At 47.9% G+C, this 22,187-nt stretch carries 10 protein-coding genes and 4 pseudogenes; 9 read left to right on the forward strand and 5 right to left on the reverse strand.

The features are described from left to right. From JCM16496_RS10805 to JCM16496_RS10840, 9 genes and pseudogenes are all read left to right on the forward strand, one after another. Positions 1-2,005, forward strand: a 2,005-nt coding sequence (locus JCM16496_RS10805; protein ID WP_244440326.1) for a SusC/RagA family TonB-linked outer membrane protein, incomplete at its 5' end; no start/stop codon positions are given. A gap of 14 nt (positions 2,006-2,019) precedes the next feature. After that, on the forward strand, positions 2,020-2,817 hold the full coding sequence (locus tag JCM16496_RS23730) for a SusC/RagA family TonB-linked outer membrane protein (protein WP_244440327.1): 798 nt from the start codon (positions 2,020-2,022) through the stop codon (positions 2,815-2,817). A 30-nt stretch (positions 2,818-2,847) separates the two neighbouring features. Continuing rightward, a complete protein-coding gene (locus JCM16496_RS10810; RefSeq protein WP_025834239.1) occupies positions 2,848-4,506 on the forward strand; it encodes a RagB/SusD family nutrient uptake outer membrane protein in 1,659 nt (552 codons plus the stop codon). A gap of 21 nt (positions 4,507-4,527) precedes the next feature. Beyond that, positions 4,528-5,517 carry a ricin-type beta-trefoil lectin domain protein gene (locus JCM16496_RS10815; RefSeq protein ID WP_025834241.1) on the forward strand — a complete coding sequence of 330 codons (990 nt, stop codon included), beginning with the start codon at positions 4,528-4,530 and terminating at the stop codon, positions 5,515-5,517. Between the two features lie 140 nt (positions 5,518-5,657). Next, the gene (locus JCM16496_RS10820; RefSeq protein ID WP_128809551.1) at positions 5,658-7,244 is read left to right on the forward strand and encodes a M64 family metallopeptidase; all 1,587 of its coding nucleotides are present in this window, start codon (positions 5,658-5,660) and stop codon (positions 7,242-7,244) included. A gap of 404 nt (positions 7,245-7,648) precedes the next feature. Then, positions 7,649-8,904, forward strand: a pseudogene (gene hflX / locus JCM16496_RS10825) (GTPase HflX). A 155-nt stretch (positions 8,905-9,059) separates the two neighbouring features. Further along, positions 9,060-11,051, forward strand: a complete 1,992-nt coding sequence (locus JCM16496_RS10830; RefSeq protein WP_025834243.1) for a DUF4954 family protein — start codon at positions 9,060-9,062, stop codon at positions 11,049-11,051. Between the two features lie 132 nt (positions 11,052-11,183). After that, positions 11,184-12,823 (forward strand): annotated as a pseudogene (locus tag JCM16496_RS10835) (fumarate hydratase). A 214-nt stretch (positions 12,824-13,037) separates the two neighbouring features. Further along, positions 13,038-14,195 (forward strand): acyltransferase, encoded by a 1,158-nt coding sequence (locus JCM16496_RS10840; RefSeq protein ID WP_025834245.1) that lies wholly within the window; start codon positions 13,038-13,040, stop codon positions 14,193-14,195. Here the strand turns inward: JCM16496_RS10840 and pelA are convergent. The 5 genes and pseudogenes from pelA to rsgA form a co-directional block, all read right to left on the reverse strand. Then, on the reverse strand, positions 14,187-15,308 hold the full coding sequence (pelA, locus tag JCM16496_RS10845) for a pectate lyase (protein ID WP_025834247.1): 1,122 nt from the start codon (positions 15,306-15,308) through the stop codon (positions 14,187-14,189). The two genes, JCM16496_RS10840 and pelA, sit on opposite strands and share 9 nt — an antisense overlap. A 99-nt stretch (positions 15,309-15,407) precedes the next feature. Beyond that, positions 15,408-16,723, reverse strand: a pseudogene (locus JCM16496_RS10850) (TolC family protein). A 46-nt stretch (positions 16,724-16,769) separates the two neighbouring features. Then, positions 16,770-19,867, reverse strand: a pseudogene (locus JCM16496_RS10855) (efflux RND transporter permease subunit). Between the two features lie 106 nt (positions 19,868-19,973). Continuing rightward, a complete protein-coding gene (locus JCM16496_RS10860; protein ID WP_025834249.1) occupies positions 19,974-21,056 on the reverse strand; it encodes an efflux RND transporter periplasmic adaptor subunit in 1,083 nt (360 codons plus the stop codon). A gap of 121 nt (positions 21,057-21,177) precedes the next feature. Continuing rightward, positions 21,178-22,110, reverse strand: a complete 933-nt coding sequence (rsgA, locus tag JCM16496_RS10865; RefSeq protein ID WP_025834251.1) for a ribosome small subunit-dependent GTPase A — start codon at positions 22,108-22,110, stop codon at positions 21,178-21,180. Positions 22,111-22,187: the final 77 nt, after the last annotated feature.

The following is a 22,187-nucleotide window of genomic DNA, read 5'->3' on the forward strand; positions in this document are numbered from 1 at the left end:
ATCAACTATCAAATCGGAAAAAATAGCAGAGAGAACTGTTTCCAATGTGACAAATGCGATGGCAGGTCAGGTTGCCGGTGTGCAAATCACCCAAAGTAACGGTCAACCGGGTAGTTCGGCCAGTATTCGTATCCGTGGTATCGGCTCTATGTCGGCCAGTAATGCTCCTCTGTATGTAGTAGACGGGGTACCTTATGACGGCGAAATCTCAGCTATCAACCCGCAAGATATTGAGTCTATGACTGTGTTGAAAGATGCTGCTGCCAATGCTATTTATGGTGCACGTGGTGCCAATGGTGTGGTGCTGATTACCACAAAGAAAGGTGCTACCGGTGCGGCTCAAATTACAGTAGATGCCAAATGGGGCTCCAACAGACGTGGTGTGCCCAATTATGATGTGATGACCGATCCTGCGATGTACTATGAAACCGCTTATCGTGCCATGTACAATTCTAAAATCTACAATGGTTCTTCTGCTGCTGAGGCTTATGCTTTTGCCGACAAAACATTCTTGGACGCCAATAACGGTGGTTTAGGCTATCTGGTTTATACCGTTCCTGAAGGCGAGAAGTTAATTGGAACCAATTTCAAACTGAATCCTAATGCTACTTTGGGCTATTCTGATGGTACTTATTATTATACACCGGATGACTGGTATGATGAAATTTTCGGTGAAGGAAATATGCGTCAGGAATACAATGTGACAATTTCCGGTGCTTCCGACAAATTGAACTATTATGTATCAGCCGGCTATTTGGATGACAATGGAATTATTGCCAATTCTGGTTTCCAGCGTTTTGCCGGTCGTGCCAAGACTGACTACCAAGCTAATAAGTGGTTGAAAGTGGGTACCAATATCGCTTACACCTATTATAATATAAAGTCTCCGTCGGGACAGGATGACTGGGGTTCTACCGGAAACTTGTTCTACATATCCAATTTGATTGCTCCCATCTATCCGATGTATGTTCGTAATGTTGATGGAACTATCATGAAAGACAATAGGGGAATGACTGTTTACGATTTCGGTTCCGGTTCTTCCAATTTTAACCGACCTACTTTAATGGGTAATCCGGCAGGTACATTGAATCTGGATGACCAAAACACTTACAGTGATATGTTGAGTACTAAGTGGTATGCTACCATTACTCCGATAGAAGGGTTGAACATCACTGCTACGTTGGGTGCCAATGTGTTGAACCAGCGCAAAAATACGCTGAATAATCCTTTCTATGGAGGTGCTGTTTCTTCCGGTGGTTCCGTGTCTGTTGTTCATCAACGTATTTTCGACATCAACCAGCAGTATATGGCAACCTACAAGAAGACATTTAATCAGGTGCATAACATGGATTTGTTGGCCGGCTTTGAGTCTTATTCCCACAAGATTCAATACTTGGGCGGTTCTAACTCCAAGCTCTATAATCCTTTTATCGGTGAGCTTAACAATGCTATCAATACTCCTCCGAGTGTAAGTTCTTATACACATGAATATGCCACAATCGGTTATCTGGCACGTGCCCAGTATGATTATGACGGAAAGTACTTTTTGTCTGCTTCTTATCGTCGTGATGCTTCTTCACGTTTCCACCCGGACAATCGTTGGGGTAACTTCGGTAGTGTAGGTTTGGCCTGGTTGATGACCAAAGAAGATTTCATGGACGGTATCGACTGGATTGATATGTTGAAAGTAAAGGCAAGTTACGGTGTTCAGGGTAATGACAATTTAGGGACCAACTCTGCATATTATTATGCTTATGCGGACCAGTTTACTGTAAAGAACAGTAATGGTGACTACGCTGTGTCTTTTGCATTCAAAGGTAACAAGGACATTACTTGGGAAACTTCACATGCATTCAATGCCGGTTTCGACTTTGAATTGTTCGGTAGCCGTTTCAACGGTACGGTAGAATACTTTAACCGTAAAACTTCCGACTTGCTCTACAATCAACCTGTGCCCATCTCTTATGGTTACTCTTCTATCCCCAAGAATGTGGTTCTATCGTAAACCAAGGTATCGAATTGGATTTCAATGGCGTTTTGTTTAAGAACAATGATATAGAATGGTCGGCCAACTTCAACCTGACTCATTACAAAAATAAGATTACCGACCTTGATGCAACAGTGCGCGAAGAAGGTATCAAGTACTCAAATGCCATCTATCGGGTAGGCGGTTCTCTCTACAACTCTTACTTACCGGTATATGCAGGTGTTAATAAAGAGAACGGTATGGCACAATATTATGTAGATCCGGATAATGGCGATTACACGCTTACCACCGACTATGAAAAAGCACAGCAGTCTGATTTGGGCAGTACACTTGCGAAAGTATATGGCGGTTTCGGTACGCAGTTGAATGCATATGGTTTCGATTTGGGTGTACAACTTTCTTATCAATTGGGCGGTAAGGTGTATGATGGTACCTACGAGGCACTGATGCAGACCGGTGACTTGATAGGACAGAATTTCCACAAAGATGTATTGAAAGCATGGACTCCTGAGAATATGAACAGTGATATTCCTCGTATGTCTGTATCTGATGTTTCAAGCCAACGTATCTCATCTCGCTTTTTGGTAAGTTCTGATTATTTGAGTATCAACAATGTGACGTTGGGATATACATTGCCCAAACGTTGGGTTCAAAAGTTGGGTGTATCAAGCCTTCGTCTTTATGTAACGGGAGACAACTTGGGTGTTATATCTTGCCGCAAAGGTTTTGACCCGCGTCAGTTCATCGGGTTGGGTAGCTCTACCGGTAGCGGTAACTTCACTTACTCGGCTTTACGTACCATCACCGGTGGTATTACTTTGAAATTCTAACCAATAGACTTTTATTATAAAAAGAGAAATATGAAAACATATAATAAGATATTATCAGCATTGGCCATAGGAAGTATGGCGCTGGCTTCATGTACCGACTTGGACACCTTTCCTCAAAGCGGTAGTTTTACTGAAGACCAAAAGCAGGAGGTGGTAGGCATGCTGCCCGAACGTCTGGCTGCAGATATTGTGGGTATGTACTCTTCCAACCTGAAACAGTTCACTGTATTCGGCTCTACTTCGGAACGTGGTGATGACTTCGGTTATCCTGCCGTATGTCTTTCTAATGATTTGAATGGTCCCGATATGGTGGCACCCGATAACGGTTATAACTGGTTCACCACTTGCAGTGAATTTTCTGACCGTAGTGATACGTATGCCAATCCCTATATGCGTTGGGCTTTGTTCTATAATCAAATCAAAATGGCAAATGACATTTTGAATTCAATTCCCGATGATACGACAGACCCCACACTGCTTTCTTATCGCGGTCAGGCCAAAGCCATCCGTGCTTTCGACTATCTGAGCGTGGCTCCGTACTTCCAGTTCAAATATAAAGGTAACGAAGATAAACCTTGTATCCCTTTGGTTACAGAAGAAATGGCGGCAGACCCTAATAACCCGCGTGCTACAGTGCAGGATGTCTATGAATTGATTATCAGAGATTTGACGGGCGCAATTGCTGACCTGGAGGGCTATACGCGTAAAGATAAGAGTGAAATAGACCAGCAAATAGCTTACGGTTTGCGTGCTCGTGCCAACCTTTATATGGAAAATTGGCAGGCCGCTGCCGACGATGCCGCTAAAGCCATGGTGGGTTACACTCCTTATCAAAGAGCGGAGTTGACAAAACCGATGTTCGTTTCTTCTGATGAAAGTGGTTGGATGTGGGCTTTGGAGATTACTGAAGCGGATTATAACTCTGAGAACAGTTTGATTTCTTGGCCGGGAGTAATCGGGTCTTTCTGTGAAGGTTCTTATTCAGCCGGTGTAGGTATGTACAAGTGCATCAACGTATTGTTGTTTAATCTGATTTCTGAAACCGACGTACGTAAGGGGTGGTGGGTTGACGAGAACCTGCACTCTGACAACTTGGCGGGACAGAGTTGGCGTGGTCTTGCCTCCGGTGATGGCATTGCAACTCTGACGGTTGCCAATCAAGGTAAAGCAGCTTTCTTGCCATATACCAATGTCAAGTTCGGTATGTACGGAGGGCTTGGCAACAATGCCGCCGCTAATGACTGGCCGTTGATGCGTGTGGAAGAAATGATTCTGATTCAGGCAGAAGCCACTGCCATGGCCGGGAATCCGGGCAATGGCAAGCAACAGCTGGAAAACTTCGTTAAGACCTACCGTGACGAAAAATACACTTGTAGAGCTACCGATGCTACAGGCGTGCAAAATGCCGTATGGTTGCAACGCCGTATTGAATTATGGGGCGAGGGCTTTGCCATGGCAGACATTATGCGTTTGGGCAGAAATATAGTACGTGTGAAGAATGGCGTAACGACTAACTTTCCCGATGCTTTTGCCTTCAATGTCGCTGCTGATAACGGCTGGTTGCTGATGCGCATTCCGCAAGATGAGACAAATGCCAACACCGGTATCCCTCCGACGGCAAACAATTTGGATGGTACAATGCCTAAACCCGGTGAAGGAATGGGGCTTACTGATGGTGTAACAGATTAACTACTTTAATAAGATGAATATATGAAAACTATAAATAAATATTTTCTTTTTGCACTGACCGGAGGGTTGCTGGCCTTTTCGGCTTGTTCTGACGATATCGAAAGAGAATCATCTCCCTTGGTGCCGGAGAGTTGTCAAGGTGCTTCATTCTCTGCTGCGAATAAGTATGACTATGAGTTGGAACCGGAAGCTGCAATGGAACTGACATTGACCGTGACCCGTGAGAAGACAGATGGTACTGCAACCGTAGGAGTGGAGGTATTGAACAATACAGAAAACGTATTTGAAGTACCTGCCACAGTATCTTTTGCAGATGGAGAGAAAGAAGCTGCATTGACTTTGAAGTTTCCGAATGCAGAAATCGGAACATCTTACAACTATGCTTTAAAGTTTGTAGAAGGTGATTACAATCCGTATTTGGATAAGACGGTTTATGTTTCAGGTAGCGTCATCCGTATTAAATGGAATCCATTGGAAACGGCTATCTACACAGATGGTATGATTTCTACACTTTATGGTGTTGATTATCCGCTGTCATGGTATGTGAATGCTGAATATGCTTCATTCCCGGATGGCAGTCTGCGTGTACGCTTGAATAGTCCTTATTGTGTGGCAGAGAATGTTGATGACAATGGCATTTATGACGGTTATCCTTACTTTGATTCGGAAAGTATTGTTAATCCGAATGTCAAGATGCAGATTGATATTACTGGAAAAGAAGCGCATATACCTGCATTCAAGTTTGGAGCATTCTTGAATAGTAGCGACGGACAGTTGCTTGGTGGCTCTGCGTATGGTGTGTTCAAGGGTACTAAGGATGATTTCCCGTTGGGCGAAGTGGCTTATGATAAAGAAGGAAAACTTGCTTCTATCGTATTCGGTCCTAATTCTCTGTTCGCGTCTATAGAAAGTTTGTGGGCTGTGGGAAAGGCTGGTATTGCAACCAATCCGACCACTTTGTTCTTCTCTTTGGAAGGTTGGGAAGAATACCAGGAAGCTTCTGCTGAATAGTTTGTAGATGGCATGTCAATAGATTGACATTATTATATTGAAAGAGTTGTATCAACATAAAATGATATTATGTTTGGTGCAACTCTTTTTAGTTTAATCTTTGTATCTGATTAACGGTTTAATTATAATACGTGAGAAATATGAAAACAAAATTATCGTTTCTTCTACTGTGCGTCTTCGTGCTGGTGGCTTGTTCTAAAGATGATGAAGAGGCGCCGTCCCTCCAATTCAGTTCTGGTGTAGAGAATCTTGTCTTGGGGGCTGAGAAAGATTCTAGGCTTACACTCAATTTCTCCAGTTCCCATTCTTGGCAAGCAAGTACCGACACTGATTGGATTACTCTTTCTCCGGCACAAGGCAATGCGGGAAACTCTTCTCTTGCCGTTTTTGCCAAAGAAGGAAACCGTACGGGAGAAGTGCGTGAAGCAACCGTTACTTTCTCTGCCGGTGGTACTGTAATCAAGGAATTGAAAATAAGCCAACGAAAGAAGGATATTCTTGAAATGAAGCAAACGACCTATAATGTGCCTGCCGAAGGCATGGCTATACGGTTGGAGTTCACCACGAATTTGCAAGAGGGTGTTGTGAAAATACGCTATTCAAAAGATGCAAAAGATTGGTTAGCATTCAATGAAAAAACAAAAGCGTTGGTGGAGAAGTCGTTTGATGTCAGGGTATTACCAAACTCTTCCCGCGCTGAGCGAACAGCTATATTGCAAATAGTAATAGAAGATGCTGCCGGTAAGCAACTGATAGAATCTGATGAAATCTCTATTGTGCAGGAAGGAGCGGGAGTAGGTACTTCCACAGATCTTGAAACGGATGATGGTAAGGTGGTAAAGTTGCAGACACACTCTAAAGGGAACGGAATCCCGGTAGTGTTTATGGGAGACGGATTTCTGGATACTGATATTCAAAGTGGCTTTTACCGGAAAGTAATGGAGAAAGGTATGGAACACTTCTTCTCGGAAGAACCGGTAAAATCTTTGCGTGAGTATTTCGATGTATGGATGGTGACTGCCGTATCGTTGAACGATGCTCTGGGTGAAGGTTATTCTACAAAATTCAGTTGTTGGCTGGAAGGTGGGAACAGTACGTTTATTAAAGGAGATGAAGGGATGGTACAGCGCTATACGCAAGCCGTGGATGAAATCAGAACCAATCTGGGGATGTTTTACGAGACGATGTCTATAGTCATATTAAATACGGAAGCGTATGCCGGCACTACTTACTTTGGTTATGGTACGGAAGATGGTAGTTTGATAGAATATGCTATCGGTTATTGTCCAATTATTAGTGGTATGGAGAGCGAGGCTTTCCGCCAAGTGCTGTGTCATGAGTGTATAGGACACGGATTTGCCAAGTTATTGGATGAATATTCCTATCAGTCAATGGGACAGATTCCTGCAAAGGAGATAGAGGATAATCAACTGTTGCAAACGTTTGGTTGGGCTATGAATGTCGATTTTATCGGTGACAAGAGCCAGGTGATATGGAAGCACTTTTTGGAAGACGAGCGCTATGCCGGTGCTGATGCTTTTGGAGAGACTCTGAGTACCTATGAAGGTGCTTGTACTTATTGGAACGGTGCTTGGCGCCCAACCAATGAAAGCATGATGCGAAGCAATATACACGGTTTCAATGCCCCTTCACGCGAAGCCATCTACAAACGTGTTATGGAGACTGCCTATGGCACTCCGTGTAGTATAATTATGAAGAGTTTGTGAAATTTGACCGTGAACACTTGCCGCAGCCGGTCGGAGTCACCACTAAAAGTGTGGAACAAGTCGGTAAAGGCAGATACTTTGCCCCACCTCAGTTTGTAAAACGTGCTTTGATAGGCAAATAAGTATGACTTTGGGCCTTTCCTAATTAGAAAAAGTAGAGGATGCGTGACGAATGCCTTGGTATAATGGTATTTGCCCCGCATTACTATTTGTAATATAGTCGAACAGAATTGGTTTGCGAAAAAATACGAAGTAAGATACTCTCTCTATTCGCTTTTCTTTTCGCAAATCATTTCTGTTCTACTATAAAAGGCAATAGCGATATACCTATTCCATTAAATTTTCGTATATTTGTCGCCACGAACCAACAATACATAATGTATATATAATAAGGTATAGAAACTATGAAAGAATTTGTAATCTCCGAAGTACAGGCAGAAACAGCGGTATTGGTAGGGCTTGTCACGAAGACTCAGGATGAGCGAAAGACCAACGAATACCTGGACGAGCTTGCATTCTTGGCTGAGACAGCGGGGCGGAAGTCGTAAAGCGGTTTACTCAGAAGTTGGACCAGGCAAACTCCGTGACTTACGTCGGCAAGGGCAAGCTGGAAGAAATTAAGGAGTATATCCGGAATGAAGAAGAAGCCGAACGTGAAGTCGGTATGGTGATTTTTGACGATGAACTTTCTGCGAAACAGATACGTAACATTGAAGCGGAGTTGAAGATTAAGATATTGGACCGTACTTCGCTCATTCTCGATATTTTTGCCATGCGTGCACAGACTGCCAATGCAAAAACGCAGGTGGAGTTGGCGCAATACAAGTATATGCTGCCCCGTCTGCAACGCTTATGGACCCACTTGGAACGCCAGGGTGGTGGCTCCGGTGCCGGTGGAGGTAAAGGTTCCGTGGGACTTCGCGGTCCGGGTGAAACGCAGCTGGAGATGGACCGCCGTATCATCTTGAACCGTATGTCATTGTTGAAGGAGCGCTTGGCTGAGATTGACAAGCAGAAGTCTACCCAGCGGAAGAACCGCGGACGCTTGATTCGTGTGGCATTGGTGGGATATACCAACGTGGGAAAATCCACATTGATGACTTTGCTTTCGAAAAGTGAAGTTTTTGCCGAGAACAAGCTGTTTGCCACGTTGGATACTACGGTGCGTAAGGTGATTATTGAGAACCTGCCGTTCCTGCTCTCTGATACGGTGGGCTTTATCCGTAAATTGCCGACGGATTTGGTAGACTCCTTCAAGTCTACCCTGGACGAGGTGCGCGAGGCAGACTTGCTGTTGCATATCGTAGACATCTCTCATCCGGATTTTGAAGAACAGATAGAAGTTGTGAACAAGACGTTGGCAGATATCGGTGCCGCCGATAAGCCCATGATTCTTGTATTCAATAAGATAGACGCTTATACCTATATAGAGAAAGCGGCTGACGACCTTACCCCCAGAACCAAGGAAAACTTGACGCTCGAAGAACTGATGAAGACGTGGATGGCTAAGATGGAGGATAACTGCCTCTTTATCTCCGCCCGCGAAAAAATCAATATGGAGGAACTGAAGAGTGTGGTTTATCAGCGTGTGAAGGAATTGCACGTGCAGAAGTACCCCTATAATGACTTTCTTTATCAGACCTACGAAGAAGAAGTTTAATTTTAGGAGGGTGTGTCAAAATTCACCACAGATTACACGGATTAACACAGAATGAGCTTAATCTGCTGATAATCAATGATGCTTATTTGTGCAAATCTGTGTAATCTGTGGTGAATACCAGTTTTGACACACCCTCCTCATAACTCATTATAAGGATGAATTACAGAAGACTGACCGAAGATGAAATTCTCCGGTTGAAGAGCCAGTCATGTCTGGCAGATGATTGGGGGAAAGTAACCGTTGCAGAAGAGTTCTCAACGGAATTTGTGCATCATACCCGTTTCTCGGGCGAGGTGCGTTTGGGAGTGTTCCATTCAGAATTTATGTTGCCGGGAGGAATCAGGAAGCATTCCGGTTTGCGGCATGTGACGTTGCATAATGTAACAGTGGGAGATAACTGTTGCATTGAGAATATCCAGAACTACATTGCCAATTATGAAATAGGGCATGATACCTTCATTGAGAATGTGGATATTATTCTGGTAGACGGTGTGTCGAAGTTCGGCAACGGGGTAGAAGTGTCTGTCCTGAATGAGACGGGAGGCCGTGAGGTGCTGATTAATGATAAACTCTCCGCACACCAAGCCTATATTCTGGCGCTTTACCGCCATCGTCCGGAGCTGATTGCACGGATGAAGGAAATCACGGATTTTTATTCCAACAAACATGCTTCTGCTGTAGGAAGCATCGGGAACCATGTAATGATATTGAACACCGGTTCCATAAAGAATGTGCGCATCGGTGATTATTGCCGCATCTGTGGTACATGTCGTCTGTATAACGGAAGCATCAACAGCAACGAGGTGGCGCCGGTACACATTGGGCATGGGGTGATTTGTGATGATTTCATCATCTCTACCGGGTCGCATGTGGACGACGGAGCTATGCTGAGCCGCTGCTTCGTGGGGCAGGCATGCAAGTTGGGACACAACTACTCTGCCTCGGATTCTTTGTTCTTCAGCAATTGCCAGGGAGAGAATGGGGAGGCGTGCGCTATTTTTGCCGGACCTTATACGGTGACGCACCATAAATCCACGTTGCTGATTGCCGGTATGTTTTCCTTTATGAATGCCGGTTCGGGGTCCAATCAGAGCAACCACATGTATAAGTTAGGGCCTATCCATCAAGGTACCTTGGAGCGTGGTGCCAAGACGACTTCCGATTCGTACATCTTGTGGCCTGCAAGGGTGGGGGCGTTCTCCTTGGTAATGGGGCGCCACGTTAACCATTCCGATACTTCGAACCTGCCGTTCTCTTACTTGATAGAGCAGAATAATACGACTTATCTCGTGCCCGGTGTCAACTTGCGTAGTGTGGGTACCATTCGTGATGCCCAGAAGTGGCCGAAACGTGACGGGCGTACCGACCCGAACAAACTGGATTACATCAACTATAATCTTCTCAGCCCCTACACGGTGCAGAAGATGTTCAAGGGACGGGAAACGTTGCAGAATCTGCGTCATGCCAGTGGCGAGCTTTCGGACATCTACTCTTTCCATAGCGCGAAGATACGTAACTCGGCTTTGGTGAAAGGCATCCGCTTCTATGAAATAGCCATTCATAAGTTCCTCGGAAACTCTGTCATCAAGCGCTTGGAAGGCATTGACTTCCGGAGCAATGAAGAAATACGGGCCCGTTTGAAGCCCGATACTGCCATTGGCAGCGGCGAATGGGTGGATATTTCCGGATTGATAGCCCCGAAGAGTGAGATAGATGCGCTGATAGACGGTATTGAGTCCGGTAAAGTCAACCGCTTGAAGTCTATCAATGCCGAGTTTGAGAAGATGCACAGCAACTACTACACCTACGAATGGACCTGGGCGTATGAGAAGCTGGAAGAGTTCTATGGTATCAAGCCGGAAGGTATGACGGCGGAAGACGTCATACATATTGTCGAAAAATGGAAAGAAGCGGTAGTAGGCCTCGACCGCATGGTGTATGAGGATGCCAAGAAAGAATTTTCACTGGCTTCCATGACGGGCTTTGGAGCCGATGGCTCACGCTTGGAAAAGGAACTCGACTTTGAGCAGGTACGCGGCGACTTTGAAAGCAATCCGTTTGTAATGGCTGTGCTGAAACACATTGAGGTGAAGACGGCGCTGGGCGATGAACTGATAGGGCGGATGCAGCGGGTATCAGAAAATTAATTATGATTTGTTGCGTTTTTACTCTAATTAAAGAATTATTTCAATAATAGTTTTTACCTTTGCTCGGTAAAGGCGGTTTTGTGCTGCCTTTGCTACCCGAATCACTTTTAAACATTAAATATACGAGTAATTATGGCAACAACACCTCCGTTCAAGTATCAGCCCATGTTTGAGAAGGGAAAAGATACTACTGAGTATTATCTGCTTACGAAAGATTACGTGTCAGTAAGCGAGTTTGAAGGAAAACCTATCCTGAAGATTGAAAAAGAAGGTTTGACGGCAATGGCCAATGCGGCTTTCCGCGATGTATCGTTCATGTTGCGTCGTTCGCACAACGAGCAGGTTGCTAAGATTCTGAGTGACCCCGAAGCAAGCGATAACGATAAATATGTGGCGCTCACCTTCCTGCGCAATGCAGAGGTAGCATCCAAGGGGGTACTTCCTTTCTGCCAGGATACGGGTACGGCAATCATCCACGGCGAAAAGGGACAACAAGTATGGACCGGCTACTGTGATGAAGAAGCTCTCTCACTGGGTGTTTACAAGACTTATACCGAAGAGAACCTGCGCTATTCGCAGAATGCTCCCCTCACCATGTACGATGAGGTGAATACGAAATGCAATCTCCCGGCACAGATTGACATCGAAGCTACGGAAGGTATGGAGTACGAGTTCCTCTGCGTTACCAAGGGGGGTGGATCTGCCAACAAGACTTATCTCTACCAGGAGACAAAGGCTATCCTCAACCCCGAAACATTGGTTCCCTTCCTTATCTCAAAAATCAAGACTTTGGGTACGGCAGCTTGTCCTCCCTATCACATCGCATTCGTTATCGGCGGTACCTCTGCCGAAAAGAACTTGCTGACTGTGAAACTGGCTTCCACCCACTTCTACGACAATCTGCCCACTACCGGCAATGAGTTCGGCCGCGCCTTCCGCGATGTGGAACTGGAGAAGCTGGTACTGGAAGAAGCTCATAAGATTGGTCTCGGTGCCCAGTTCGGCGGCAAGTATCTGGCTCACGACATCCGCATCATCCGCCTGCCGCGTCACGGTGCGTCCTGCCCCGTGGGTCTGGGTGTTTCCTGCTCTGCCGACCGTAACATCAAGTGTAAAATCAATAAAGAAGGTATCTGGATTGAGAAGCTCGACAGCAACCCGGGCGAACTGATTCCCGAAGAACTCCGCAAGGCAGGTGAAGGCGACGTGGTGAAGATTGACTTGAACCAGCCGATGGCCGATATTCTGAAGGAACTGACCAAGTATCCGGTTTCCACCCGTTTGTCTCTGAATGGAACCATCATCGTAGGCCGTGACATCGCACATGCCAAGCTGAAAGAACGTCTGGACCGTGGCGAAGACCTGCCGCAGTACATCAAAGACCATCCCATCTACTACGCCGGTCCTGCCAAGACTCCTCAAGGCATGGCTTGCGGCTCCATGGGCCCGACTACTGCCGGACGTATGGACCCGTATGTAGACCTCTTCCAAAGCCATGGCGCAGCATGATTATGCTTGCCAAAGGTAACCGCAGTCAACAGGTGACGGATGCCTGCCAGAAGTACGGCGGTTTCTACCTGGGTTCTATTGGTGGCCCTGCCGCTATCTTGGCGCAGAACAACATCAAGAGCATTGAGTGCGTGGAATATCCCGAGCTCGGTATGGAAGCTATCTGGAAGATTGAGGTGGAGAACTTCCCTGCATTTATCCTGGTGGACGATAAGGGCAACGACTTCTTCAAGCAACTGAAGCCTTGGAATTGCAGCAAGTAAAACAGAAGCCTTTTAGAAGGGCATAATATAAGGAAAGCCGTAACGGAGAAAATCTTGTTACGGCTTTTTTGTTTTACTTTGATAAAACAGCTTGTTTTTTTATAGGAGGACAAAGCTGAAACTCGTTTGTTGTCGCATTTTTGTTACATTCTCCTTTTCATTTCTCAGTTAACTTCTTTATCTTTAGCCCTCCAAACAACCAATTTAATAAAACATGGAACCAACTCTTACACGACAAACTCCGGCACAACGCATCGTATGGCTGGATGTGGTACGCCTTGTTGCAATGTTTACAGTAGTTTGCTGCCATTGCACAGACCCTTTTAACTTCTATCCGGGCACATCGCCCGACATTGTTGACATCAAGTTCTGGGGAGCTGTCTACGGTGCGGCGCTCCGTCCTTGCGTACCGCTTTTTGTAATGATTACCGGCGCATTGCTGTTGCCGGTACGGGGTGACGCCTCGGCATTTTACAAGAAACGTATCCCCCGCGTATTCTTTCCTTTCCTCATCTGGTCTGTGATTTACAATCTGTTTCCCTGGATAACGGGCCTGCTGGGAGTGGAGCCGAAAGTGATTCTGGATTTCTTCCCTTATTCGGGTGAGGAAGCGATGCGCCAGTCTCTGGCAGTGAGCCTGGGATATATTGCAGAAATGCCTGTTAATTTCTCTCTATTGGATGTGCACATGTGGTATATCTATCTGCTGATAGGGCTTTATCTCTATCTGCCGATATTCTCGGCATGGGTGGAGAAGGCCTCGGAACGTGCCAAACTATGGTTTCTTGCAGCATGGGGAGTGACACTGCTGCTGCCTTATTATACCGAGTTTGCCGCTCCGTACCTTTGGGGGACTTGCTCGTGGAACTCGTTCGGTATGCTGTATTACTTTGCCGGTTTTAACGGCTATCTATTGTTGGGCCATTATCTGAGGAACCACGAATGGACGTGCCGTCAGCTCTGCTTCATCGGCATTCCTATGTTTGCCATCGGCTATGCGGTGACCTTCTTCGGTTTCCGCCACATCACAGCGTTGCCGGAATATACGGAGGAGATGCTCGAACTCTTCTTCACTTACTGTTCGCTTAATGTGGCGATGATGACCATCCCCGTATTTATGCTTTGCAAGCGGGCCGATTTCCGTTCGGAGCGTATCAAGAAAGCATTGGCAAACTTGACGCTCTGTGGTTTCGGAGTCTATATGATTCACTATTTCTTTACCGGACCGAGCGTAGTCCTGATGCGTGCTATTCATGTTCCTGTCTATCTTCAGATACCTTGTGCCGCAGTCGTCGCTTTCTGTGTCTCCTGGTTTCTGGTGGCAATGGCATACCGTTGTTTCGGGAAGCGGACCAAGTGGGTGTTAGGGTAGTTGGGATGAAAGATTGTTTTTCTTCTTCCATTGCTCGTACTTCTTCAAGACTTTGAGCCCGTGGCTATTGTACCAGCTGTATCCGTTGCGGCGTTCATATCTTATCTCGGAGATGTCGAAGCGTTTCACTCCGTCGCGGTCGCAGAAGAAGGGACGGTTGTCTTCCAGGGTATAGAAACGCGCCCAGAGTGGGGGACAGTCGAAATCATCCTGGGGGCAGGGAGCCATGCGGTAATCTTTCTTTCCGTCGCTGTTTGTAAAGTATTCCTGTATGATACCGGTTATCTTGTTGGCGTTGAACCAAGCGACAGCGGCTTCTACAGATGCGATGATTTCAGGTGAGGGGTGGGGGATGGACATCAGCAGCAGCACAATGCCGTCGGACTCGGCACCGCTCAATGAGGGCAGTTCATAGGCGCGGGCCTTGGCCGGGGCAAGTGTATGCTCGTCGTGCTGGGCACACCACACGGTGAGCTTGCCGTTCTGCCGTACTTGGGTCCGGAGTATACAGTCCACCCCCTTGTCAAAAGCCACGCGGGCCTGCCGGCAGATGCTGTCCGGTATGTAGGTGTAGGGGGGCTTCTTTTCATAAACATCACGAAGCAACTGCATGACGTTTACCATGGCATTGTCATTGTAGGTGATGTGGGTATAGTAGCCTTTGGGGCGTGGCCAGAACTGGGGCCAGCCTCCATTGGGGTATTGCGCTTTGAAGAGGTAGCAGATACCTTCGATGGCGGCATTCTTGTACTTGTCTATGCGGGTGGCTAGGTAGATGCGCGAAAGGTAGCGTATCTCCGTGCTTGTGGCACCATTGTCGATGGTACTTTGATTGATGTCGTCTTTGGCATGCAGCACGTCGTCCAATTCCTGGGGAGCCAGTTCGGCAGGCATATAGATGTTCTTGGGCCATCCTCCGGTGGTCTGTTGATATAGCAGGACATTGTCCGCAATACGGATGGCTTCGGGAGTCCGGAAGAAGGCATCGTCCAGCCGGGGGGCCATCTTTACCCAACTCTTATAGGGCTGCTTTCCCTTGTAGGTGGCTGTTTCCTGAGCCTTTACTCCTGCCAGGCAGGCAATCAGCGTGTAAAGTAAGATAATCCTCTTCATGGCATATTCGCTTTTTAATATTCGTTTCTACGGACAAAAATAGCGAAAGGACCGGAAGAAGAGGGGGAATATTTATCTTTAAAGGAGGAAATTTTGGGCTTATTCCATATAGCGTGCTATTTTTCCACTGATTTGCAATAGGGAGATTTCACATAATTTGGTATCATATTCCGCGGAGAGAATACGTTCTTCTGCATCCAGCAAACTCTTTTGGGCTTCGCGCATCTCGATTCCCGAGAGGTTGCCCAGCATATATCGTTCCATGGCAATCTCGTGGTTCTCCTTGGCGGCGACAAGGTTCTGGCGTTCCAGGTTCAGCATTTGCAGGTTGTTCTGGTAGGCCTGCCATAGGTTGCTGAGGTCGGCGCGCAGGGCTTGCTCCAGTTGTTCGCGTTCCAGGCGGGCGTTCTGCACGGCAATGCGGGCATTCTTGCGTTCGCGGCGCCGGTTGCCGTCGAACAGATTGAAGCCAACCGTGACACCGAAGTTCAGACCGAGATTGCTGCGGCGGCTGTTGGCAGAGATGTCGTATTTGTTGAGGGTGTAGCCGTATCCGCCGTTCATCTTCACGTATGGATAGTCGCGCGAGCAGACTTTCTTGTAGTCCAGGCGGGCCAGGTTGTTGTTCTGTTCGGCACGTAGCAGTGAGGCGTTGATGGCAAGGGTGGCGTTCCACAGCTCCTCAAAGTTCAGGGCGGCGGTCACGTTGATGAGGCTGTCTTGTATGATAAACGGCTGGTCCACATTTTTGTTTGCCATGAGTTCGTTCAGCCGGATACGTGAGGTGTGCAGCAGTTCCTGCTGCTTCATGTATTGGGCGCTGTCGGCATTGAAGTCCACTTTGGCCTGCTGGTAGTCTAGGCGCGAGAAGTTACCGATGTGGTAACGCTCTTCCACAATGCGCAGGCGCTCTTTGGATAGCGATACGGCATAACGGAAATTCTTCAGGCGGATTTTCTGCTGCACATAGTTATAGTATTCGGCGGCTATATTGGCTATCAGGTCCTCAATGGCAATGCGCGTATTGGTCTCGCCTTGGCGTTCCAGCTCCTTGAGCCTTTGGTAGTTGGCGGTAATGTTGAAACCGTCGAAGATGGTCCAGTTCAGGTTGATGCCTGCATCGAGAGTCTGGTCAAACACTCCGTTGTCCTTGGTTGTCTCTCCGGTGGCCCGGGCTTTGGTTTCGGTATTGTCTATGGTTCCCTTGTAGCCGGCAGAGAGGTCCAGTGTGGGCAGGTAGCTGCATTGCCCAGTGTGGCGTTGTTCTTGCTGACCTGCTCTTCATTGCGGACAATGCGCAGGGAGTAGTTGTTCAGCAATCCCTGCTCCAGGCAGGACTTCAAGGTGTAGAGGGGGGCCTCTCCCCCGACCCCTCTCCCGTAGAGAGGGGAGAAGAATGTGAGCAAAACTGTCATCAACAGTATGCTCTTTATAGACCAATTCTTTATCATCATCGTTTCTTTAAAAGAACACATAATATTCACACTTTATCTTTTTCGGGCTATCTCCGTCCCCCCCTCCCTGGCGGGGGAAGGTTGGGGAGAGGCTTCGGTTCGTTGATACATAACTATATATGGCAGGCACGATGTACATCGTCAGCAGTGTGGAGATGAGCATACCGCCTACGACGGCAGTACCCATGGCGATGCGCTGGTTGCAACCTTCGCCGGTGGCGAAGGCAAGCGGTATCAATCCCAGGATGGTGGAGGCACTCGTCATCAGGATGGGGCGCAGACGTTGCAGGGAGGCGTCCTTGATGGCGCGCATCTTGTCTTCACCCGCCTCCTGCTTCTGATTGGCAAATTCCACAATCAGGATACCGTTCTTTGCCACCAGACCAATCAGCATGATAATACCAATCTGGCTGAAGATGTTCATCGTAATCCCCCCGAAATACATGAACACCAGTGCGCCGGCAATGGCGAGAGGCACCGTCAGCATGATAATCAGCGGGTCCTTGAAGCTTTCGAACTGGGCGGCAAGAATCAGGTAGATCAGCACGATGGCCAGGATGAAGGCGAACATCAGGCTGGAGGAACTCTCCCGATACTCTTTGGAGTCTCCGGTCAGTGCGGTGCGGAAGGTCTCGTCCAGTGTCTCTTTGGCAATCTTGTCCATCTCGTCCAGGCCTTGTCCGATGGTCTTGCCGTCCGCCAGTCCCGCAGAGATGGTGGCGGAGACGAAACGGTTGTAACGGTACAGTTTCGGAGGGGCGATGCCGCCGGTAAGCTCAATCAGGTTGTCCAGCTGCACCATGTTCCCATTGTCGCTACGGATATAGATGCCTTTCAGGTCGGCAGGCTTGTTGCGTTGCTGGCGGTTGATTTCGCCCAATATCTCGTATTGCTTTCCGTTCATGTAGAAGTAGCCCATGCGCTGGCCGCTCAAGCCGTATTGCAGGGTTTGGGCTATGTTCTTGGTACTTACACCCATGATGCTCGCTTTATCTCGGTTGATGTTGATGCGCGCTTCGGGCTTGCTGAACTTGAGGTTCACGTCTGCCATCTGGAATACCGGATTCTCGTAGACCTTCGTCATGAATTTGGGAAGCACCTCCTGCAACTTCTCGATATTGGTGGCCTGCAACACATACTGTACGGGCATTCCGCCGCGTCGTCCTCCGAAAGAGGAGGACTGCTGTACGAAAGAGCGTGCCATTGTCTTTTTCTGCACTGCCTTCGACAACTTTTCGGCAACTGCCATCTGGGTATAGTCACGGTCTTTCATGTCTTTCAACGTGATACGCACGTTACCGCTGCCGCTGGATACGCGTGCCGTTACCGCTTCTGCATCCGGAATCATGGAGTCCACCAGATGATTTATGTCCTCGGTATAGTCGCGCATGTATTCGTAGGTCACTCCTTCGGCCCCCATAGTATTGATGCTGATTTGTGAACGGTCCTCCAGGGGAGCCATTTCGGCAGGGATGGTGTTCCACAGGTAGCCGATGAGCAGGATGGTGACAGCGGTGAAGGGTAAGGCAATCCAGCGCCGTTTCAGGAAAGCGGCCAGTGAGCGGCTGTATATCCGGTTCATTCCTTCAAAGAATGGTTCGGTCTTGCGGTAGAACCAGCTTTGCTGCTCGCGCTTCACCAAAAGTTTGGTGGCGAGCATCGGCGTAAAGGTGAGTGCGGCAAACGAAGAGATGACCACCGAACCGGAAACCACGATGCTGAACTCGCGGAATAGGCGTCCCGTCATGCCGTCCATGAACACGATGGGGAAGAACACCGCCACCAGCGTGATGGTGGTGGAGATGACGGCGAAGAATATCTCCTTGGCTCCCTCGATACCAGCCTCCTTGGGTGGCATTCCTTTCTCTATGCGGACGTAGATGTTCTCTGTCATTACGATGGCATCGTCCACCACCAGCCCCACGGCAAGCACCACCGCCAGCATGGAAAGCACATTGATGGAGAAGCCTGCCAGATACATCACGAAGAAGGCGCCGATGAGCGAAACCGGAATCACGATGCAAGGCACCAGTGTCACGCGCCAGTCGCGCAGGAAAAGGAAGATGATGATGATAACCAGTACAAATGCCTCGTACACCGTCTGCTTCACTTCGTTGATGGAGGCGCGGATAAACTTGGTATTGTCGAAACCGTAGTTGTAAAGTATGTCTTCGGGCAAGTCTTTCTTCATCTTTTCCATACGGTCGTACACGGCATTGGCTATCTCGATGTGGTTGGCGCCCGGCTGCGGGATGACGACTACTCCCACCATAGGCACGCCATTCATCTTCATATAGCTCTTTATGTCGGCAGGGCCCAGTTCGGCACGCCTATGTCACTGAAGCGGACAATGCGGTTACCGTCTTCCTTCAGTATAAGGTTGTTGAACTCTTCTGCCGTGTGCATCAGCCCCAGTGTGCGGATGGTGAGTTCGGTGGTGTTTCCTTCGATGCTGCCGGAGGGAAGCTCCACATTCTCCTTGTCCACGGCATTCTTTACGTCCATGGGGGTAATGCCGTAGCCGGACATCTTGACGGGGTCCAGCCAGAGGCGCATGGAGTAGCGTTTCTCTCCCCAGATGCTTACGCTGCTGACGTCGGAGATGGTCTGCAGCTGTTCTTTTACGGTGAGGTCGGCTATCTCGCTCAGTTCCAGCAGCGAGCGTTTGTCGCTTTGCAGTGCTACCATCAGGATGGGCATGGCATCGGCATCGGCTTTCGATACGGTAGGTGGGTCACAGTCACGAGGCAGATAGCGCTGTGCACGCGACACTTTATCACGTACGTCGTTGGCGGCGGTTTCCAGGTCAACGGAAAGCTCAAACTCCACCGTGATGCGTGATGAACCTTGCTGGCTGACACTGGAGAGGGAGCGTATGCCCGGGATACCGTTAATGTTCTGCTCCAGAGGCTCCGTTATCTGGTTTTCGATGACATCGGCGTTGGCGCCCGGATAGGAGCAGGACACCGATATGATGGGATTGTCTACAGACGGGTATTCGCGTACGCCCAGATAATTGTAGCCGATGAAGCCAAACAGCAGGATTATTAGGGTAAGTACTGTCGAGAGTACCGGTCGGCGTATACTTAATTCGGATATATTCATTCTTTACAATTGATAATTGACAGTTGATAATTTACAGTTGATAATTGACAGTTGACAATTGACAGTTAACGGCATTCATTAATTGTCAATTGTCAATCGTCAATTGTCAATTGATATTGTCCAGTGTTACCGGCAGTCCGGTGCGTAGTTGCAGGGTTCCCGAAGTGATTACGGTGTCGCCTGCCTGCAAGCCTTTCACTACTTGTACTTCCGCTTCGGTGCGGATTCCCGTGATGATTTCCGTCGGCTGGGCTTTCCCCGACTTATAGAGGAATATCTTGTCTTTTCCCATTTCCGGCACAATGGCTTCGGACGGTACAGCAAGGGCGTCTTGAATTTCGTCCTTGTTCAGCTTGATGTTGGCATAGCGGCCCGGAAGCACGGCTCCGTTGGCATTGGGATAAAGTGCACGGATTGTCAAGGTATGGGTCGTAGGGTCTATCTTCGATTCGCGTGCATAAACCGTGGCGTGGAAGGTGTTTAGCTTTCCTTCGAGAGTGAAGTCCAGTCCGGCGCCGGTCTTTACGTCATTGGCATACCGCTCGGGTACGGCAAATTCCACCTTCAACGGTGAAATCTTGGTGAGTTTGGCTACAATGGTGGTAGGGGAAGCGTAGGTACCCACACTGACTTGGCGCAGACCGATGACACCGTCGAAAGGGGCACGCAGCTCGGTTTGTGCGATGTTCGATTCTATCAGGTCAATGTCGGCATTCAGGGTGGCGAGTTCGGTCTTTACTTGCTCGTAGGCTTCCTTACTGACCGCATCCCTTTCCAGCAGGGCGTTTTGGCGAAACACGCGGTCTTCTGCCAACTTTAATTGTGAGACGAGGCGTTGCAATTGTGCTTGCAGCGGCCGGTCATTGACTTTGGCAAGTAATTGTCCTTTCTTGACGAAGCTGCCTTCTTCAAAATTTATCTCTATGATTTTGCCGGATGTCTCGAAAGAAAGGTCCACTTCCTCATCCGGTAGCAGGCTGCCGCTGATTTGTATTTCATCCTTCAGTAGTTGCGGTTTGATTATTTTTGCGTTTACGTTTAGAATTTTCTTACCGCCACGTTGACCGGTCATCACCTTGTCTGCAGCGGCTAATTCTTCATTCTCTTTAGGTAATTGGGAGTAGATTCCTCCTCCAATCAGTCCGGCACCAATCACGATAATGATGCCCCATTTAACTCTCTTATTCATGTTGTTGTATTAGTAGTAATAAAATCAGCCTTAAATTAGACAGCAGGAAAGAGGAAAGGTTTAAAATATAAAGAGTTAAAAAGTGTAAGAATATGAGCTCGAAAGATGACAAAATGACAAATCAGTAAGCAGCCCGGTATTTTCCCTCCTCCTTGTCTTCCAGCATGTTCAGGTAAGAAGCGTATCGTGACTCGCTGATATAGTGCTTCTCGACAGCCTCGCGCACGGCGCATCCGGGTTCGTGCCGGTGGGTGCAGTTGCCATAGCGGCAATCGGCGGATACTTTGAATATTTCCGGAAAGTAGTGTCCTATCTCTTCCTCTTCCATATCGAAGGTGCCGAAGCCTTTGATGCCCGGGGTGTCGATGATATATCCGTCACCGGGAACCGGGAACATTTCCGAGAAGGTGGTGGTGTGCATACCTTTATTATGATAGGTGGATATCTCTCCGGTCTTAATCTCTATATCGGGCAGTATTGCCTTGATAAGTGTCGATTTCCCCACTCCGGAATGTCCGGAAAAGAGGGTTATCCGTCCTTTGAGTTCTTCCTCGATAGTGTCGATGCCTTCCCCTTTCTTGGCAGAAACTTTGAAACAAGGATAGCCGATGGTGGTATAAAGGTTGATGAGACTGTCCAGATAGTGCAGTTCCTCTTCATCGTAGGCATCCGCTTTGTTGAATATGATTTTGACGGGAACACGGTATGCTTCGGCAGAGGCAAGGAAGCGGTCGATGAATGTGGTGGAGGTTTCGGGATAGTTCACCGTCACTATGAGCATGCACTGGTCGAGGTTGGCGGCAAGGATGTGCGATTGCTTGGAAAGGTTGGAGGCACGGCGGATGATGTAATTCTTCCGGTCCTCTATCTCGCTGATAAAGGCCGTACCTTCCTGGTTCAGTATGATATTCACATAATCTCCTACAGCCACGGGATTGGTGCTTCGTATGCCTTTCAGCCGGAAGTTCCCTTTGATTTTGCATTCAATTTCCTTTCCGTCGTCAGTCCGTACCAAGTACCAGCTTCCGGTGTTTTTTATAACGAGTCCCCTCAAAATATTTGATAATTGATAATTGACAATTGACAATTGATAATTGACAGTTGGAAGATGGAGTATGCCACCATTCCGCA

The organism is Bacteroides rodentium JCM 16496, from assembly GCF_000614125.1.
GTDB lineage: Bacteria > Bacteroidota > Bacteroidia > Bacteroidales > Bacteroidaceae > Bacteroides > Bacteroides rodentium.

Bases quoted from the DNA above. Each gene is read 5' to 3' on its own strand.
- JCM16496_RS10815 (WP_025834241.1), top strand. From the start codon at position 4,528: ATGAAAACTATAAATAAATATTTTCTTTTTGCACTGACCGGAGGGTTG.
- JCM16496_RS10860 (WP_025834249.1), bottom strand. From the start codon at position 21,056: ATGAATAAGAGAGTTAAATGGGGCATCATTATCGTGATTGGTGCCGGA.
- JCM16496_RS10810 (WP_025834239.1), top strand. From the start codon at position 2,848: ATGAAAACATATAATAAGATATTATCAGCATTGGCCATAGGAAGTATG.
- JCM16496_RS10840 (WP_025834245.1), top strand. From the start codon at position 13,038: ATGGAACCAACTCTTACACGACAAACTCCGGCACAACGCATCGTATGG.
- pelA (WP_025834247.1), bottom strand. From the start codon at position 15,308: ATGAAGAGGATTATCTTACTTTACACGCTGATTGCCTGCCTGGCAGGA.
- JCM16496_RS10830 (WP_025834243.1), top strand. From the start codon at position 9,060: ATGAATTACAGAAGACTGACCGAAGATGAAATTCTCCGGTTGAAGAGC.
- JCM16496_RS10820 (WP_128809551.1), top strand. From the start codon at position 5,658: ATGAAAACAAAATTATCGTTTCTTCTACTGTGCGTCTTCGTGCTGGTG.